At 69.3% G+C, this 16,722-nt stretch carries 14 protein-coding genes and 4 pseudogenes; 9 read left to right on the top strand and 9 right to left on the bottom strand.

Annotated elements, in window-relative coordinates; all coding sequences use genetic code 11:
• Positions 1–7: 7 nt before the first annotated feature.
• Complete coding sequence (locus tag OG289_RS03745) at positions 8–805, top strand: FadR/GntR family transcriptional regulator (protein ID WP_327312560.1); 798 nt, start codon at positions 8–10, stop codon at positions 803–805.
• A gap of 47 nt (positions 806–852) precedes the next feature.
• Here OG289_RS03745 and OG289_RS03740 read toward each other — a convergent pair whose 3' ends face one another.
• Positions 853–1,818 (bottom strand): glycoside hydrolase family 6 protein, encoded by a 966-nt coding sequence (locus tag OG289_RS03740; RefSeq protein ID WP_327312559.1) that lies wholly within the window; start codon positions 1,816–1,818, stop codon positions 853–855.
• A gap of 96 nt (positions 1,819–1,914) precedes the next feature.
• The gene (locus OG289_RS49555; protein WP_442819061.1) at positions 1,915–2,562 is read right to left on the bottom strand and encodes a non-reducing end alpha-L-arabinofuranosidase family hydrolase; all 648 of its coding nucleotides are present in this window, start codon (positions 2,560–2,562) and stop codon (positions 1,915–1,917) included.
• A 467-nt stretch (positions 2,563–3,029) separates the two neighbouring features.
• Here OG289_RS49555 and OG289_RS03725 point away from each other — a divergent pair, with 467 nt between their 5' ends.
• Together OG289_RS03725 and OG289_RS03720 are read left to right on the top strand one after the other, a co-directional pair.
• Positions 3,030–4,676 (top strand): glycoside hydrolase family 27 protein, encoded by a 1,647-nt coding sequence (locus tag OG289_RS03725; protein ID WP_327312558.1) that lies wholly within the window; start codon positions 3,030–3,032, stop codon positions 4,674–4,676.
• A gap of 31 nt (positions 4,677–4,707) precedes the next feature.
• Positions 4,708–6,009 (top strand): cellulose binding domain-containing protein, encoded by a 1,302-nt coding sequence (locus tag OG289_RS03720; RefSeq protein ID WP_327312557.1) that lies wholly within the window; start codon positions 4,708–4,710, stop codon positions 6,007–6,009.
• A gap of 261 nt (positions 6,010–6,270) precedes the next feature.
• Here OG289_RS03720 and OG289_RS03715 read toward each other — a convergent pair whose 3' ends face one another.
• Together OG289_RS03715 and OG289_RS03710 are read right to left on the bottom strand one after the other, a co-directional pair.
• Positions 6,271–8,022 (bottom strand): cellulase family glycosylhydrolase, encoded by a 1,752-nt coding sequence (locus tag OG289_RS03715; RefSeq protein WP_327312556.1) that lies wholly within the window; start codon positions 8,020–8,022, stop codon positions 6,271–6,273.
• A gap of 3 nt (positions 8,023–8,025) precedes the next feature.
• Entirely contained in the window at positions 8,026–8,331 is a 306-nt protein-coding gene (locus OG289_RS03710; RefSeq protein WP_327320576.1) for an acetylxylan esterase, read from the bottom strand.
• 77 nt (positions 8,332–8,408) lie between these two features.
• Here OG289_RS03710 and OG289_RS03705 point away from each other — a divergent pair, with 77 nt between their 5' ends.
• Together OG289_RS03705 and OG289_RS49550 are read left to right on the top strand one after the other, a co-directional pair.
• Positions 8,409–8,915, top strand: coding sequence for a hypothetical protein (locus OG289_RS03705; RefSeq protein WP_442818865.1), 507 nt, complete (start codon positions 8,409–8,411; stop codon positions 8,913–8,915).
• Positions 8,860–9,930, top strand: a pseudogene (locus OG289_RS49550) (IS630 family transposase); the annotation flags it as partial. The gene OG289_RS03705 and the pseudogene OG289_RS49550, both read left to right, overlap by 56 nt.
• A gap of 168 nt (positions 9,931–10,098) precedes the next feature.
• Here OG289_RS49550 and OG289_RS03695 read toward each other — a convergent pair.
• The 4 genes and pseudogenes from OG289_RS03695 to OG289_RS03680 form a co-directional block, all read right to left on the bottom strand.
• The gene (locus OG289_RS03695; RefSeq protein ID WP_327312555.1) at positions 10,099–11,553 is read right to left on the bottom strand and encodes a glyceraldehyde-3-phosphate dehydrogenase; all 1,455 of its coding nucleotides are present in this window, start codon (positions 11,551–11,553) and stop codon (positions 10,099–10,101) included.
• A 286-nt stretch (positions 11,554–11,839) separates the two neighbouring features.
• Positions 11,840–12,374, bottom strand: a pseudogene (locus OG289_RS03690) (TetR/AcrR family transcriptional regulator).
• A 3-nt stretch (positions 12,375–12,377) separates the two neighbouring features.
• Complete coding sequence (locus tag OG289_RS03685) at positions 12,378–13,820, bottom strand: MFS transporter (protein ID WP_327312554.1); 1,443 nt, start codon at positions 13,818–13,820, stop codon at positions 12,378–12,380.
• A gap of 46 nt (positions 13,821–13,866) precedes the next feature.
• Positions 13,867–14,268 (bottom strand): DUF3291 domain-containing protein, encoded by a 402-nt coding sequence (locus OG289_RS03680; protein ID WP_327312553.1) that lies wholly within the window; start codon positions 14,266–14,268, stop codon positions 13,867–13,869.
• 118 nt (positions 14,269–14,386) lie between these two features.
• Here OG289_RS03680 and OG289_RS03675 point away from each other — a divergent pair, with 118 nt between their 5' ends.
• Entirely contained in the window at positions 14,387–15,004 is a 618-nt protein-coding gene (locus OG289_RS03675; RefSeq protein WP_327312552.1) for a MerR family transcriptional regulator, read from the top strand.
• A 110-nt stretch (positions 15,005–15,114) separates the two neighbouring features.
• On the opposite strand, the gene OG289_RS03670 is transcribed toward OG289_RS03675, so the two are convergent.
• Positions 15,115–15,615 carry a hypothetical protein gene (locus OG289_RS03670; protein ID WP_327312551.1) on the bottom strand — a complete coding sequence of 167 codons (501 nt, stop codon included), beginning with the start codon at positions 15,613–15,615 and terminating at the stop codon, positions 15,115–15,117.
• Positions 15,616–15,672: 57 nt separating this feature from the next.
• Here OG289_RS03670 and OG289_RS03665 point away from each other — a divergent pair.
• From OG289_RS03665 to OG289_RS03655, 3 genes and pseudogenes are all read left to right on the top strand, one after another.
• Positions 15,673–15,861 (top strand): annotated as a pseudogene (locus OG289_RS03665) (allantoin permease); the annotation flags it as partial.
• Positions 15,862–16,189, top strand: a pseudogene (locus tag OG289_RS03660) (isochorismatase family protein); the annotation flags it as partial.
• A gap of 79 nt (positions 16,190–16,268) precedes the next feature.
• Complete coding sequence (locus tag OG289_RS03655; protein WP_327312550.1) at positions 16,269–16,667, top strand: SseB family protein; 399 nt, start codon at positions 16,269–16,271, stop codon at positions 16,665–16,667.
• Positions 16,668–16,722: the final 55 nt, after the last annotated feature.

Genomic DNA, 16,722 nt, shown 5'->3' with positions numbered 1-16,722 from the left:
AGGACAGATGAACGACACGCCCGCGGCCCAGTCGGCCTTGCCGACGCAGGCACCTCCCGTTGCGGCGGCAGCGGTGAACGGCGCGGACGAGCGGCGTGACTACCGGCCCGGCTACGAGGTCGTGGCGGAGCGGATCCTCGAGTTCATCGCCGAGGCCCGTCTGGTGGCAGGTGATCGGCTGCCCACGGAGAACGATCTGGCCCAGAGGCTGAACACCAGCAGGGCGGTGGTGCGGGAGGCCGTGAAGATCCTCTCGGCGCTCGGCCGGGTCCGGGCGCACAAGGGGCGCGGGCTGTTCGTCGCGGACGACGAGGGCATGCTCATCACCAGCCGCTGGGGCGGCTTCTTCCGCCCCGTCGACCTCGATCACGTGCTCATGCTGTTCGAGTTCCGCAGGGTTCAGGAGATGGCCGCGAGCAGTCTGGCCGCCACCCGTGCCACGCCCGCCGAGCTGCGGACCATCGAGGTGGCCATGCAGCAGTGTCGGCACGGGTTCGTCAACGGTCAGGTCGAAGTGTTCAACGAGGCGGACGAGGACTTCCATATGGGCGTTGCCGTCGCCTCGCACAACACCTTCCTCGTCAGCGCCGTGCGTGACGCGCGCCGACTGCAGCGGCAGTCCAGCGCGATCGGGATCCACGACACGCTCGGTGAAGGAACCGAGTCCGCGGTCGTGGAGCACGAGGTGATCTACCGGGCCATTCGCGACGGCCGGCCCGACGAGGCGGCCGAGGCCACGGCGGCACACCTCGACAGGACGCTCGAGGACTACCGGCGGGAGATTCAGCGACGCCTGTTCGGATAGACGTGGAAGTGCTCCGATCTGCACCGGTAGTGGAAGCACACCTCCGTTCAGTAGCCGTAGATCATCTTGTAGGCGACCTCGGGGAGGAACTGTCCGGCCGAGGAGCCGGTTCCGGCGCCGCAGTTGCCGTCGGACTCGCCCGGGACCTTGATCCACAGGAGCATCTCGGCGCCTCCGCCCAGCCGGGTGGGGGTGCCGATACGGCGACCTGAGGGGTTGCACCATTGGCCGTTGGAGCCGTTGCCGTTTCGGCTGGTGTCCACGACGAACGGCTTGGTGTAGCCGTACCGGGCGTTGAGTTCACTGTTCACGGCGTTGCCGTACGCGGTGTTCTCGGCCGTGGTCAGGTAGTTGGAGACGTTGAGCGAGAAGCCGTGGGCCTGTCGGAGGCCGGCTTCGTGGAGGCGCCGGGCCATGGTCGCCGCGCTCGCCCAGGCCGGGTTGCCGGCGTCGAGATAGACCCAGGTGTTGGGAGCCTGGCGGTCGAACTCGGCGAGCGCGCCGGTGAGCATCCCCTCGCGTTCGTCGATCTGGGCCTGGGTCATGCAGCCGTAGTCCCCGAGGGAGTCCGGTTCGAGGACGACGACGGCCGGGCGGCCCGCGATCCCGCCCGCGAACTGGGCGATCCAGTTCGCGTAGGCGGACGGCGAAGAGGCTCCGCCCGCGGAGTGCCCGCCGCAGTAGTCGCGGTTGTAGATGTTGTAGGCGACGAGGATGGGCAGCTTGTCCCGGTAGTCGGCGGCGCCCACGTACGCGCCGGTGGCGGTGCCGATGGTGCCGCTCCAGGAGCCGAACCAGCGGGCTGTCGGGGTGTTGGCGATGGAGGCGTTGATCGCGGGCGCCCGGCCGTCTCCGAGGTTGGCGGAGACCCACCGTTTCCCGCTGGAGTCGGGATCCACGTAGAACCCGTTGGTCATGGTCGTCGGGTCGGCCGCGTGGGCGGACGGTGCGGTGGCGAGCGCCAGCGGCAGCGAGGAGAGAGCGGCCACCAGGGCGAGGAGTCTGCGGCGCATGACAGTACCTCGGCTTTCTGAAAGGGATGCGTCCGAAGGTCGGCGGTGAGCATGGGGGAGCGCTCCCACCGGAAGCGCTCCCCACGGCACGGTCGGTCAGCAGGTGGAGTTGGTCTGGGTGAGGAGGCCGAGCCGCCACGGGAGGCTGTTGTAGTCGCCGCTCGCGTTGGGGTCCTTGCCCTGGTAGAGGTACTGGAGTCGGCAGGCGGGAATGGTGAGTGTCTGGTCGTGGCCGGCGCGGATCATTTCGCCGTGGCTGATGTCCTTGGTCCACGCGCCTGCGGGGAAGGTGACGTTGCTCGCCCGTGCGAACGGGTTGCTCTCGGTGGCGGCCAGGGGTGTCCAGGAGCCGGCGAGGCTGCTCGTCGTCCAGGAGCGGAAGTAGCGTCGGCCGTCCGATCCGATGGCCTCGACGAGCAGCAGGTACTGGTTGGCGCCCTGCACCGCCGAGTGGCTGGCGATCTCCCAGTTGACCAGGTCGTACGAGCGCAGGACGGGTGCGCCCGGCGAGTAGTGCATCGTCGAGGCCGAGGCGTAGTAGGTGTCACCGGCACGGATGACGTCGATATCCGCAAAGTCCTGCCAGATCACCGGGTTCGTGAAGGCCGCCGCGGTCGCGAGGGCCGGTCCTTGGGTGGAGGCGGTGCCGGGGGCCGCTGTCGGAGGAAGCAGGGCACAGGCGGCCGGGCCGGTGGCGGCAGTCAGCGTGCGTCGACGGGACAAAGCTTGATGAGTCCATGACATTTGCACGTGTGGCGTTCTCCTTCTGTGGCCCACCCGTCGGCGGTTGGAGTTGTCCGGAGGTGCCTTGCTGGTTCGCCAGGAGCGGCTGCTCTGTATACGAGATGTCGAACATGGATCGGCTTGTCGAGCACCCTGGATGATAGAGAGCCGGTGAACCCCGTCAATACCTCTCGCATAAATCGTTGGCGGCTTCGAAACATTCGAGGATTGATCCCATGTCGCTGCGGTATCAGTTGCTCAGATAGTGCAGATATGTCACCTTCCGCGAGTCTGCATGGCCGGATCGTGGAGGCAGTGCGGTGATGGGTGTTGACATGTTCGATGGCCTCCCTAGTATCCGTGAGGCCCTAGTTTCCGAATGGCTCACGAAATTTCGAACCGCCCATCTCTCTTCTGTCCAGTGTCATGGACGTGACATCGATCTTCGCGTCACCTGCCCATGGCGCCCTTCCGTGAAGGAGCCCTTGGTGCCCAGACGGTCAGGCGGACGACTGCTCCGCCTCCTCGCGACCATCGTGCTGACGGTCACCGCGTGCGTGACGGCGTCCGCCCACTCCACTGCTTCGGCCGCGCCCGGCAGCCCGGCGCTCACTCCACCGTTGGGCTGGAACAGCTGGAACAGCTTCGGTTGCGGGGTCACGGAGGCGCAGGTTCGTCAGGCCGCCGACGCGATGGTGTCCTCGGGGATGCGGGACGCCGGTTACCGGTACGTGGTGGTCGACGACTGCTGGTTCGACCCGCAGCGTGACGCGGCGGGCAACCTGCGGGCCAATGCGGCCAAGTTCCCCAGCGGGATGAAGGCGCTTGCGGACTACATCCACGGCAAGGGGCTGAAGTTCGGCATCTACCAGGTGCCGGGCGAGCGCACCTGCGCGCAGACCAGTGGCGCCTATCCCGGGTCGACGGGCAGCAGGGGGCACGAAGCCCAGGACGCCGCCACGTTCGCCTCGTGGGGCGTCGACTACCTCAAGTACGACTGGTGCTCCTCCAGCGGCACCCGCGACGAGCAGATCGCGCGCTTCGCGCTGATGCGCGACGCCCTGCGCGCCACCGGGCGGCCGATCGTCTACAGCATCAACCCCAACAGCTTCCACGCCATCACCGGCGCCACGTACAACTGGGGCGAGGTCGCCGACCTGTGGCGGACGACCGAGGACCTGCTCGACATCTGGCAGAACGGCAACACCAACAGCTATCCGATGGGCGTCGGCAACGTCCTTGACGTCACCGCGCCACTGGCGGCGCAGTCGGGTCCAGGGCACTGGAACGACCCGGACATGCTGGTCGTGGGCCGTCCCGGCCTGTCACTGACCGAGTCCCGCTCCCACTTCGCCCTGTGGGCGCTGCTGGCTGCCCCGCTCATGGCCGGCAACGACATCCGCACCATGTCCGCCGACGTGAGCGCGATCCTGCGCAACCCGCGTCTGCTGGCGGTGAACCAGGATCAGCTGGGCGCGGGCGGGCGCAGGGTGCGCGACGACGGCAGCACCGAGGTGTTCGCCAAGCAGCTGTCCGACGGCTCGGTAGCGGTGGGCCTGTTCAACCGGGGAGGCAGCACCGCGGCGGTCAGTACGACAGCAGCTCAAGTCGGCCTGTCCGGTGCGCCGTTCACCCTCACCGATCTGTGGACCGGCGGCACGTCGAGTACGGCGGGCCAGATCTCGGCGAGCGTCCCCGCGCACGGCGTGGCCGTGTTCCGGGTGAGCGGTGGCAGCCCGCTCGCCGCCACCACCTCGCGGCTGCGCGGCGACGGGTCCGGCCGCTGTGTGGACGTGGACAACGCCTCCACCGCCGCCGGGGCGACAGTACTGCTCTGGGACTGTCATACGGCCGCCAACCAGCTGTTGACCACGTGGGCCGGCGGCGAGATCCGCGTCTTCGGCGACAAGTGCCTGGACGCCTACAACCAGGGCACCACCGACGGCACCCGTGTCATCACCTGGCCCTGCAACGGCCAGGACAACCAGAAGTGGTCCGCCGGTTCCGACGGGTCGATCCGCAACGTCCACGCGGGGCTTTGCCTCGACGTCGACCGGGCCGGCACCGCGAACGGGACCCCGCTGGTGCTGTGGACCTGCAACGGCCAGGCCAACCAGAAGTGGATCCGCGCGTGAGCAACCGCGACGTCAGAAGGGGAGTTTCACGATGACGAGGACAAGAGCCCTCTTATGGTCCGCCGTGGTCGCGGTGGTGGTCGTCCTGAGCATGGGAGGCACGGCACTGGGCCGCGGCCAGGGCGAGAACACCCCGCGCACGGTCTCCGCCACGGCGGCCCCATCCGCCGGCGCCGCTGCCCCGACCGCAGGGTGCGGCAAGGCTCCCGCCCTGACGAGCGGAACGCACACGATCCAGAGCGGCGGCAAGAACCGGAACTTCATCCTGCGCGTCCCCGACGGCTACGACCGCAACCGCGCCTACCGGCTGGTCTTCGGGTTCCACTGGCTGGGCGGCACCTCTACCGACGTCGCCACCGGTCGCACCGTGGAAACGGGCACCTGGGCCTATTACGGGCTCCAGCGACTGGCGAACAACAGCACCATCTTCGTCGCACCCCAAGGCCTCGACAACGGCTGGGCCAATGCCGGTGGGGAGGACGTCACCTTCGTCGACGACCTGCTCAGGCGCATCGAGACGGACCTGTGCGTCGACACGACACAGCGCTTCGCCCTGGGATTCAGCTACGGAGCCGCCATGTCGTACGCCCTGGCCTGTTCCCGCGCGACGGTCTTCCGCGCGGTCGCGGTCCAGAGCGGCGGGCAGCTCAGCGGATGCAGCGGTGGCACCCAGCCCATCGCCTACCTCGGGGTGCACGGCCTCAGGGACAACGTCCTCGGCATCTCCGGCGGACGGGCGTTGCGGGACAGGTTCGTCAGGAACAACGGCTGCACCGCCCAGAACCCGCCGGAGCCGGCGCAGGGCAGCCTGACGCACCGGGTCACCGCCTATTCGGGTTGCTCGGCCGGGCATCCGGTCGTCTGGGCCGCCTTCGACGAAGGGCACATCGCCGCTCCGCAGGACGGGGCCGCGGGTGACAGCGGAACCAGGACGTGGGTGCCGCAGGAGGTCTGGAAGTTCTTCACGCAGTTCCAGACCTCCAACCCGCCGCCGGGGACGGCGACCTGCCGGGTCACCAACACCGTCAGCGCCTGGAACACCGGCCTGACGTCGAACATCACCATCGCCAACACCGGCACCACCGCGATCGACGGCTGGTCCCTCGTCTTCACCCTGCCCGACGGCCAGGCCGTCACCTCCGGCTGGAACGCGGACTACTCGCCCGCCTCCGGCCAGGTGACGGCCAGGAACGTCGCCCACAACGCCACCATCGCTCCAGGCGCGTCGGTCGACATCGGCTTCCAGGCGACCCACACCGGCGACACCGCCCCGCCGAGCTCCTACACCCTCAGCGGCACGGCCTGCGCCGTGACGGTGACTGCGCCGAAGTGACCGACGGTTCGTCGGAGCCCGACCTGGCGCTCTCCGCCTCCGGCTGGGCACCAGGTCGGGCGGCGGGCGGGGCGCGTCGCCCCACGGGTCGGTGGTCGCGGCAGCGGGGATCTCCCGGTGCCCGGTCGGCGCCTGGTACGCCCAAGTGCCGCGCCGCTCCACCCGGCGTCCCCGCACGCGAGCGCACCCCCTGTGAGCCCGCATCGGTGTGTCCGACGGGCCCACCGGAGTGGCTGACGGCGCAGGCGGCCGGAGCCGTGGTCAGGAGGTCGTGCCGGTCACGGTGGTTCCCGACTTGGTCACGTGGTACGTCACGGTGGCGCCGCTCCAGAAATGGAAGGTGAGCGTGACGCGTGCGTTGTCCTTGAGCGCGTCGAGGAAGGCGGGGGTCAGGCGGATGGTCTTCTTGGCGTAGTCCGGTGCGAAGGTGGTGTTGAACTGCTGGTACGGGGTCCAGTCGGTCGGGCCTGCATTGCTGCCGTCGGCGTACGTGGACTGCATCGTCGCCAGCTCGTCACCCCGGAACTGTGTGGGGATGCGGAACGACGCGGTCGTACCGGTCGTGTCCGACAGCACCGGGGTGTCGTAGGTGATCACCTGGATGCGCCAGGGAACTCCTCGGGAGAACCCGGCCTGGAGCGTCGCGTTGACCCCGGGGGAGCGGTTGCCTACGAGCCGGGTGAGTGCGGCCGCCTTCAGGGTGAGCCGGTTGCCGGAGAGGGTGTAGTCCCGGCCGCTGACCAGCTTGGTGGTGCCCTGCTTGAGCGCCGTGAAGGTGGCGCCGTTCAGGTTCAGGGTGAGCGAACGGTCCTTGACGGGGCCGGACTTCGGCACGAAGACGCGGTCGGAGGAGGCTGTCGCCGAGCGTGTCGTCCAACTCGACTTGATCTGGCGGAACAGCCCCGCGTCCTTCCAGCGCAGCTTGCCGCGGTCGTAGAAGGAGCCGTTGTCCCACAGGACGGTGGTGACCTTGTTGGTGCGGGCGGCGTGGCCGAGCGCCTCGAAGTACTTCAGCATCTCGCCGCGTTCGACCGCGCCGGGACCGTGGTCGTAGCCGAGGAGGCCGTACTCGCCGAGGACGACGGGGATGCCGCGGGCGACGAAGGTGTCGCGCATCCGCTTGAACGTCGTGTCCAGGTCACCCCGGGCCTGCGTGTCGAAGCGGGTGGAGCCGGCGACGTTCACGCTGAACGGGAAGTAGCCGTAGTAGTGCACGGTCGCGATCAGGCGGGAGTCGTGCAGCGACTTGATCGTGGTGGCCAGGTTGTCCATCAGCCGCTGGTCGGGGGTGCAGACCTCGGTGGGCAGCATGAGCAGACGGTTCTTGTTGTTGCCGCCCGACGCACGCACGACCTTGTGGAAGGACACGTTCAGCTCGTTGAGCAGCTGGGCCTTGCGGGTGTTGTCGGCGTTGTCGAACTGGGGCTCGTTGACGCTCTCGAAGACCAGCTGGGCAGGCTCGTTCCGGAACGCGGTGGCGATCTGGGTCCAGGTCGTGTCGAAGCGGGCCAGGACCTGGTCGTGGTCGGTGGACATCTTGCTGGTCCACTGCCAGGAGTCGTGGTGGACGTCGATGATCACGTAGAGGCCGTCGGCGATCGCCCAGTCGACGACCTGCTTGACCCGGCTCATGTACGCCGGGTCGATGGTGTAGTTCGGCGCCGCTCCCTGGTGGTCGCTCCAGGTCACGGGGATACGGATGCTCTTGAAGCCCTGGGCGCGGACCGAGTCCAGCAGGGTCTTGGTGGTGCGGGGCTGGCCCCAGTTGGTCTCGTCGGGGATGGCGTCCAGGCTGTTGCCCAGATTCCAGCCCGGCTGCATGGCGGCCACGGCCGCCGTCGCGTTGCCGGGTACCGGGGCCGGCGCCGCTGCCGCGTGAGGCTCGGCGTCGTCGCCGAACGTCCCGAAGACCGCGCCGTAGGCGAGCACACCCGAGGCGATCAGCGCAAGTGGCGCCCCCACGGCCAGCCGGATCCTGCGTCGGCGGTGCTGTGGGGCTTGCTGCTTTCTCATTGCTCATCCGTTCTGGAAGATCGAGCCGGTGTCGCTTTCCAGTGGTCGCCGCCGGGCAGAAGGTTGCCGCGTTTCACAGACATGGCACAGGAAAGAGGCCGCTGCCCTCTGCGACGACGTTCGTCCACGCCGGTCGGCCCCCCTCCTCTGCTGCGGCGGAGCCAGCCCGTGTTGGTGCAGCCACTTCAGCTGGACCGCTGTGTTGCAGCTGAAGCCGCCACCGTGGTCGGCGAGGGGCCAGACGGTCATGGTCCGGTCCGTCCCCGTGTAATGGCTGAAGGCGGCGTAGACCGTGGAGGGCGGGCATATGGGGTCCAGGAGGCCGACGCTGAACAGGGCCGGGCCCCCGCATCGACGACCTCGCCCGGCACTTCGACGTCGGTCTGATGACGATGCACCGGGACCTGGACGACCTCGCCGGGCGCCATCTGCTGCGCAAGGAGCGCGGGCGGGCCGTCGCCTTCCCCGCCCTCACCATGGAGACGGCCACCCGCTTCCGTGAGAACAGCGCCCTCGCCGCCAAGAACGCGCTGTGCGTGGCCGTCGCCGACCGGATCAGACCGGGCAGTACGGTGCTCATGGAGGACTCGACCACCCTGTTCCCCCTGGTCCCCGTGCTGGCGGAGCTGGAGCAGCTGCACGTCGTCACCAACTCCGTCGGCCTCGCACAGCGCCTCGGGGCCGCGCCCGCCGTGCGCGTCCCCCTGCTGGGCGGCCACTACCGGGGCGACTTCAACTCCTGCACCGGTCCCACCGTCACCCGCGCCCTGTCCCAGATCCGGGCCGACCTGCACACATCATCAAGATCGCGTTCCCGGCGGAGAGCGCACCCGCCGCCTGGTCGAAGAGCTCGGCCTGCCCGTTGTCATCGCCGGCGGCCCCCGCGCACGTGATTCGGCCGAGGGGGTCGACGCCGTGCGAGAAACCGTTGTGGCGGGCGCACGCGGCATCATCGTCGGCCGCAACGTCTGGCAGCGTCCGCGCGGCTGAACACAGAGCGCAAGACGGTGGCCAGATGGCGGATGCGGTTCCTGCGGGACCGACTGGACGGCCTGGCCGACGAGCCGCGACCCCGGGGTGCCTCGGACCATCACCGACGCCCAGGTGGAAGAGGTCGTGGTCCGCACTCTGGAAGAGACGCCCACGGGCGGGACCCGCTGGTCGAAGCGGGAGCTCGCCAAGGTGGTGGGAATCTCGCCGGCGAGCGTTCTGAGGACCTGGCACGCCTTCGGCCTACAGCCCCGGCGGACCGAGACCTTCAAGATCTCCCCGGACCCGCTGCTGATCGACAAGGTCCGTGACGTCGTCGGCCTCTGTCTCGGCCCGCCGGCCACTGCGGCGGTGTTCGCGGTGGATGAGAAACCGCAGATCCAGGCCTTGGAGCGGACCGCGCCGGTGCTGCCCATGCTGCCCGGGGTCCCCGAACGGCGGAGCTTCGACTACGTCCGGCACGGCACCGTCGACATGTTCGCCGCCATGAACACCGCGACGGGCAAAGTGATCACGAAACTGTCCGTGCAGCACCGGGCCGTGGACTTCCGCGACTTCCTCGACGAGATCGACCGCCAGACCGAGCCCGGCCTGGCGGTCCACGTGATCTGCGACAACCTCTCCGCCCACAAAGCACCCGTGGTGCACAAGTGGCTGCTCGCACACCCCCGCTTCAGGCTGCACGTCACTCCCACGTACTCGTCGTGGATCAACCAGGTCGAGCGGTGGTTCGCCGAGCTGGAACGACGCTGCCTGGAGCGCGGCGTGTTCTGCTCACTCGACGACCTCAAGGCTGCACTCGAGGACTGGATCAAGGTCTGGAACGACGAGGCCCGGCCGTTCAAGTGGACCAAGACCGCCGACCAGATCCTCGACCGGATCTGCCGCTACTGCGACAGGATCTCCGAACCAGATCACTGGACGGTATGGAGCTTCAGCATCGCGGTGCACCTAAAGATCACAAAGGATCGACAAGAGGTAGTTACGGAGCGGAGTCAGTGCGCACCAAGTTCCGGAATGGTGCATCTACTAGTGCGCATCTCGTACCTGCATTGCGCACTGATCCGCGGATCCTACAACCGTCGGTCAGACGCCCGTCGCCGGGTACGTCGGGTACTCCACCCCGGAGACGTGCTGGACGACGCGGACGACCTGGCAGGAGTAGCCGAACTCGTTGTCGTACCAGAGGTAGAGGATCGCGTTGTCGCCGTCGACCTTGGTGGCGCCGGCGTCGATGATCGAGGCGTGGCGCGAGCCGATGAAGTCCATGGAGACCGCGTCCGGGGCCGTGGTGAAGTCGATCTGGCGCTTGAGCGGCGAGGTCAGCGAGACCTCGCGCAGGTACTCGAGGACCTCCTCGCGCCTCGTCTCCCGGCCGAGGCGCAGGCTGAGGATCGCGATCGACACGTCCGGTACCGGGACCCGGATCGAACTGCCGGTGATCGGCGCCTTGAGGTCGGGCAGCGCCTTGGCGACGGCGGACGCGGCACCGGTCTCGGTGATGACCATGTTCAGCGGTGCCGAACGGCCGCGACGGTCCGCCTTGTGGTAGTTGTCCAGCAGGTTCTGGTCGTTGGTGAACGAGTGGACGGTCTCCACGTGGCCGCGCAGCACGCCGTACTCGTCGGCCATCGCCTTCAGCGGCGGGACGATCGCGTTGGTGGTGCAGGAGGCGCAGGACAGGATCTGCTCGTCCGGCTTGATCGTGTCGTGGTTGACGCCGTGCACGATGTTCGGCACGTCTCCCTTGCCGGGGGCGGTCAGCACGACCTTGTCGATGCCCGGCCGGAGGTGCTTGGAGAGGCCCTCGCGGTCGCGCCACTTGCCGGTGTTGTCGATCAGGATGGCGTTGTCGATGCCGTACGCCGTGTAGTCGACGTCCGTCGGGTCGTCGGCGTAGATCACCGTGATCTCGTTGCCGTTGGCGATGATCCTGTTGTTGGCCTCGTCGACCGTGATCGTGCCCTGGAACTGGCCGTGGACGGAGTCGCGGCGCAGCAGCGAGGCGCGCTTGACGATGTCCTCGGCGGCCCGCTCGCCGCCGCCGCGCACCACGATGGCGCGCAGCCGCAGGCCGTTGCCGGAGCCGGACTTCTCGATGAGCAGGCGGGCCACGAGCCGGCCGATGCGGCCGAAGCCGTACAGCACGACGTCGCGCGGCTCGAGGCGGTCGATCTTGTTCGCGCCCGTCGCGCCGGCCACGGCCTCGGCGGTGAACTCGACCACCGACAGACCGCGGTCGTCGGCCCGGTAGGTCGCGGCGAGCATGCCGATGTCGATCTGGGACGGCCCGAGGTCGAGCGTGGTGAGGGCCTGAAGGAAGGGCAGCGTCTCGGTGACCGAGAGCTCCTCGCCCGCGATCTGCCGGGCGAACCGGTGGGTCTTGAGGATGCTGACCACCGACCTGTTCACCAGGGAGCGGCTGTGCAGCAGGATCGTCACGTCCCGCTCGCGGTGCAGCTTCCCGATCATCGGGATCATCGACTCCGCGATCTCCTCGCGGTTCTTCCAGTTGGTGAACGAATCGTCGTTGAGCGTCACGGGCCTATCTTTCGAGCTAGGTGGCGCTCATATGCTAACCCCCTGGTCATTCGATCATTCAAGCGGGCTGGCGCTCAGGTGTGCATGTTCGGTGATCGAGGGCACGGTGGACCTTCAACTCGCAGGCGCGGAGCGGGTGTTCAGCGCGAATGTGCGGGTCAGGATCAGCGGCGCGCGCCTGACCGCCGCTTTGCCGGGCTCCGCGCACGAAAAAGACGGCCGGGACGGGCGCCTCGGCGGGGGAAGGGAGAGGTGTCCGCCCCGACCGTCGGTCAGGGTAGAGGGGCTATGTGGGCGGCCGGGCCGATGGGTACAGCCCCTCCCGGATCCGGTGTTCGGGTGGAAATCCCATCGACGCAAGGGAGTTGACGAGCATGCCGTATGTCAGGAACGCCGTCGTCCCGTACGCGTCGGCCCCGAGCGGCAGGTGCACCGTCTTCCGCAGCCGCTGCCAGTCGGCGCGTACCGTCTCGCCGACGGAGGGATCGTCCGCCGCCACGTAGGTCTGCAACTGCATGCCCAGCGTCTCGGGGCGCTCCGTGACCGGTCGCGCGTAGGCCTGCGCCGTCGCGTGCAGGCCTGCTCGCCGGTCAGGCCCCCGCCGCCTCCTCCAGAGCGTGCCGGGTGTCCGCCGCCGCCCGGAGCGCGGCGGCGGCGAACGGCGCCTTCTTGTCGCGGAAGAGCCGGAAGAGGTACGGCTGCGAGACGCCCACGCGCCGGGCGACCACCTCGGTTCAGGTGCCGTGGAAGCCCGTCCACGCGAACTCGGCGACCGCCGCGCGGATGACGCTCTCGCGCCGCTCCTCCGCACTCGTCCGCACCGCTCAGACCTCTTCGGGCGCCTGTGGCCGGCGCGGGATGCCCAGGGCGCACAGCGCACCGGCGAACACCACCGCGACACCCACCCACACGGCCGGACGCAGCCCGTCGACGAACTCCTGCGGCCCCTTCGTGCTGCCGTACGCCACGAACACCGTGCTCAGGACGGCGATCCCGAGTGCGCCGCCGATCTCACGGACCGTGGTGTTGGCGCCGGACGCCTTGCCCGCGTGCTCCTTGGCGACCGAGCCGAGCACCACCGCCGCCGTCGGCGCGAACACGAAGCCCATGCCGATACCGGCCACGATCATCGGCGCCACCAGGGAGGAGTAGGCGGTGTCGGTGTCGGTGAGCAGGTTGATCCAGCCAAGGCCGACCCCCTGGAGGAACAGGCCGAGGGCCATCAGCCTGCCGCCGCCCACCTTGTCGGTGAGCAGGCCCGCCACGGGGGCGACGAACATCGGCATCAGCGTCCAGGCCAGGGTGCGTACACCGGCCTCCAGCGGGGTGCGCGGCGGCACGATCTGGAGGTACTGGGCCAGCAGGAACAGGGAGCCGAAGACGCCGAAGTACATGGTCGCCGACACGATGTTGGTGAGGGTGAAGGCCCGCACCCGGTAGAAGGACAGCGGCAGCAGCGGCTCGGCGACCCGGGACTCCCACACGACGAACACGGCCAGCAGCACCGCGCCCGCCACGAACGCGCCCAGCACCTTCGCCGACGTCCAGCCGTCGGGCTCGCCGTGCACGATCGCCCACACCACCGCGCACAGGCCGGCCGCCGCCAGCACCATGCCGACCAGGTCGAGGCGGACGCCGGGCAGCGAGCTCTCCCGCAGGGCGAACAGCACCAGCGGGATCGCGATCACACACACCGGCACGTTGATCCAGAAGATCCACCGCCAGTCCAGCCCGTCGACCACCGCGCCGCCCACCACCGGGCCCATCGCCACGGCCAGACCGCTCACCCCGGACCACACCCCCAGCGCCATCCCACGCAGCCGGTCCGGCACCGCCTGGGACAACAGGGTCAGCGACAGCGGCATCACGGCTGCCGCGCCGAAGCCCTGGATCGCACGGAAGGTGATCAACTGGGCGCTGGTGTCGGCCAGTCCGCAGCCGATGGACGCCAGCGTGAACAGGGCGATGCCGACGACGAAGACCAGCCGTCGCCCGAACCGGTCGCCGAGCGCGGCACCGGTCATCAGCAGGCAGGCGAAGCTCAGCACATACGCGTTGACGAACCACTGCAGTTCCTGCGTGTTCGCCTTCAGGTCCACGGCCAGGGTGTGCAGGGCGGTGGAGACGACGAGGTTGTCGAGCGCGACCATGAACATCGGCACGCTCGCGGCGACGATGGCGAGCCAGAGGGGTATCCGGCGGCCCCGGGCCTGCGGGGCGGAGGCGGCCGGTTCGTCGAGGACCGGGCTTTCTTCGGACAGCGTCATGGCGGGGGTCTCTCCTGGACGTGGGGTTTCAGGTAGGCGTGGGGTTTCAGGCACCGGTGCGTTCCTGCTCGGCGAGGCGCCGCCGGGCGTCGGTCCAGTCGATGGGCAGGTCCGCCGCTGGGACCTGCCAGAACGTGAAGACCGAGTCCTTCATCGTGGACCGCAGCCCGTTCATGATCGACCGGTGCGGCTCGGTCTTCGCGTACCGGTAGAGCGCGTCCTTGTCCTCCCAGGCCGACAGGGTCCAGAAGGTGCGCTTGAGGGGCTGGGCGATCAGGGAGGCGCCGTACGCGCCGGGCGCGCCGGACACCTGCTTCCATGCGGCCAGCGACTTCAGGAAGAAACGCGGCACGTCGTTGAGTGAACGGACCTCCAGCCGGGACGCCATGACGAACGCCTCGGTGTCGGGTGCGGGGGTGCTGACAGTGGTCCAGCGCAGGGTGGGCATGGCTGAGGCCTTCTCTCCGGCGGCGCGATGGCGTATTGGATACCTCTACTATCTATGTTAGACAGTAGAGGTATCCAGTTTTCAAGTGCGGGGCCGAACGAAACCGGAGCCGAACCCAATGCGCATCTCCGAACTGAGCCGCCGCAGTGGTGTCTCCGTGACGACGATCAAGTACTACCTCCGCGAGGGCCTGCTCCAGCCCGGTCGGCAGACGGCGGCCACCCAGGCCGACTACGACGACCAGCACCTGCGCCGGCTCTGTCTGATCCGCGCGCTGACCGGGGTGCGCGGGCTGTCCGTCAGCACCACCCGCGAGGTGCTGGACGCCCTCGCCGAGCACGCCGGCGACACCCACCGCCTGCTCGGCCTCGCCCTGGGCTCCCTCCGGGTGGGCGAGGAGCCCGCCGAGGAAGCCCCGGAGGCGGCCGAAGTGGAGGCGCTCGTCAAGGAGTTGGGCTGGGACGTGCACGAGTCGGCGCCCGCCCGCGCCACTCTCGCCGAGACCCTGTCCTCGCTGCGCTCCCTCGGTGTCCCGCTGGACTGGCGCACCCTGCTGCCGTACGCGCACCTCGCCGAGCGCACCGCCGCCCTCGACCTCGACCAACTGCGGGGCCTCGAAGACCCGTTGGAGGCGGCCGAACGGGCCCTGCTGCTGACCGTCCTCCTGGAACCCGCCCTGATGGCGCTCAGGCGCATGGCCCAGGAGAACGAGTCGGCCCACCGGCACACGTCTTAGGGCCTGCCCGGCGGACCATGCCGCAGACGCGGGGCCCTAGCGGCCGAGTTCCTTCAGCAGCTGGGCCGCCGCGTCCGCCCCGGCCGAGAACGCGGCCTCGTGGGAGCCGATCAGGTCCGGGCCCTGCTGCTTGAGTGGAAGTACGAGCCTGCCAGCTTCACCCGGGTCCTCTCGTTGGCCCGGTAGATCACGGACTGCCGCTCGCGCAGCGCCATGCCGATGACCGGGTGGGTGTAGTCGAACTCGGCGATGACGGTCTCGGGGTCGACCGGACGGGGCGGGTCGAGGGTGACGAAGTAGTCCTTCTCGGCCGTGAGGTCCTGCAACTTGTTCAGGTGGTACGTGATGAAGCAGTGGGTCTCGCCGTCCGCCTGGACCTTGCCGTAGTTCCGGGCCAGCCAGCCAGCCAGCCAGCCAGCCAGCCAGCCCTCCCGGGCGGTGGGCATCAGGGAGGGGTCCGTGTGCAGCACCACCTTGGAGCGGCTGCAGCGGACCCCCTCGACGGCCGCCCGCTGCGCGTCGGTCGGGTTCTCCAGCAGGGCGAACGCCTCGTCGGCGTGCGTGGCCAGTACCGCGTAGTCGAACGTCTCGGTGCCGGACGCGGTGGTCACGGCGATCCCGTCCGCCTCCTGCCGGACGGCGGTGGCGGGCTCGGAGACGCGCAGGTCTGGGAGACCGTCCTGGTGGCCCTCGCCGCCATGGCCACGGCGACGGTCTTCGACCGCCTCGGCTGGGGCGGCGGCACCGGCACCGAGGTCGTCGCGCTGATCCTGGTCGGCGCCCTGACCGTCGGCGGCGGAGTCATGGGCTTCGACCTGATCATGCGTCCGCAGACCGTGATCACCGTGGTCACGGGTGACGCCCCGCTCTGGCGGCTGACGGACCAGTTCGTACCCTCGCGCACGACGTCCTGGACGCGCCCGCCTTCGGCAAGTGGACCCCCGAACTCGCCGCCCGCGCCGCACCGCCGGCCGCCTCGTCCTGGTCGGCGTGAGCACCGACTGCTGCGTCCTGTCCACGGCGCTCGCCGCCGCCGACACCGGTGTGGAGGTACTGGTCGTCGCCGTCGCCTGCGCGGGCCCGGACGAAGACTCCCATGCCCAGGCCCCGCACGTCATGGACCTGTACCGGCCACTCGTCCGTGTCACGACCGTCGCGGAACCGCTGCGGACCCCTCCGGTGTGATCTCGGCCCCCACCAGGGGGATTGATCCCCAGCTGCTCGGGTACGCGTGGCCGGACCGCCGTTACCAGGGAGAGCTGCCATGGACACACCCGCGTACGACCCCACCGACAACCCCGCCGCGCTGGCGCTGGACGCGCTGGCCCGGGACACCGAGAACACGGCGGCACTGGACACGCTCGCGCACTGCGACGTCCTCGTGCCCGTGCCCGACGACGCCACCGACGAGGACGTCACCGACCCGACCACGGTCGCCCTGCCTGTGCTGGAGCAGCCCGGCGGCGCGCCCGTGGTGCCGGTGTTCACCTCCGAACCCGAGATGGCGGACCTGCTGCCGGACGTCGCCCGCTACCGTCTGGTGCCCCTTGGCGCCCTCGCCGCGCAGTGGCCGACCGGCGAGCTGTCCCTCGCCATCGACGCGGCCGGCGACCATCCGCTCACCCTCACGTCGGAAGGGGTGCGCACCCTGCTCGCCCGCTAGCGCCCACCGGTGTCGTCGTGGAGGTCGGCGAGCAGGAGCGCCTCCTCCTCGTCAT

The sequence above is a fragment of the Streptomyces sp. NBC_01235 genome (assembly GCF_035989285.1).
In the GTDB taxonomy this organism is placed as follows: Bacteria; Actinomycetota; Actinomycetes; order Streptomycetales; family Streptomycetaceae; genus Streptomyces.
Note: the sequence above shows the minus strand (reverse complement) of the source record. Positions and strands in the feature narration are given on the sequence as shown.

Bases quoted from the DNA above. Each gene is read 5' to 3' on its own strand.
- OG289_RS03745 (WP_327312560.1), top strand. From the start codon at position 8: ATGAACGACACGCCCGCGGCCCAGTCGGCCTTGCCGACGCAGGCACCT.
- OG289_RS03740 (WP_327312559.1), bottom strand. From the start codon at position 1,818: ATGCGCCGCAGACTCCTCGCCCTGGTGGCCGCTCTCTCCTCGCTGCCG.
- OG289_RS49555 (WP_442819061.1), bottom strand. From the start codon at position 2,562: ATGTCATGGACTCATCAAGCTTTGTCCCGTCGACGCACGCTGACTGCC.
- OG289_RS03720 (WP_327312557.1), top strand. From the start codon at position 4,708: ATGACGAGGACAAGAGCCCTCTTATGGTCCGCCGTGGTCGCGGTGGTG.
- OG289_RS03715 (WP_327312556.1), bottom strand. From the start codon at position 8,022: ATGAGAAAGCAGCAAGCCCCACAGCACCGCCGACGCAGGATCCGGCTG.
- OG289_RS03705 (WP_442818865.1), top strand. From the start codon at position 8,409: ATGACGATGCACCGGGACCTGGACGACCTCGCCGGGCGCCATCTGCTG.
- OG289_RS03685 (WP_327312554.1), bottom strand. From the start codon at position 13,820: ATGACGCTGTCCGAAGAAAGCCCGGTCCTCGACGAACCGGCCGCCTCC.
- OG289_RS03680 (WP_327312553.1), bottom strand. From the start codon at position 14,268: ATGCCCACCCTGCGCTGGACCACTGTCAGCACCCCCGCACCCGACACC.
- OG289_RS03675 (WP_327312552.1), top strand. From the start codon at position 14,387: ATGCGCATCTCCGAACTGAGCCGCCGCAGTGGTGTCTCCGTGACGACG.
- OG289_RS03655 (WP_327312550.1), top strand. From the start codon at position 16,269: ATGGACACACCCGCGTACGACCCCACCGACAACCCCGCCGCGCTGGCG.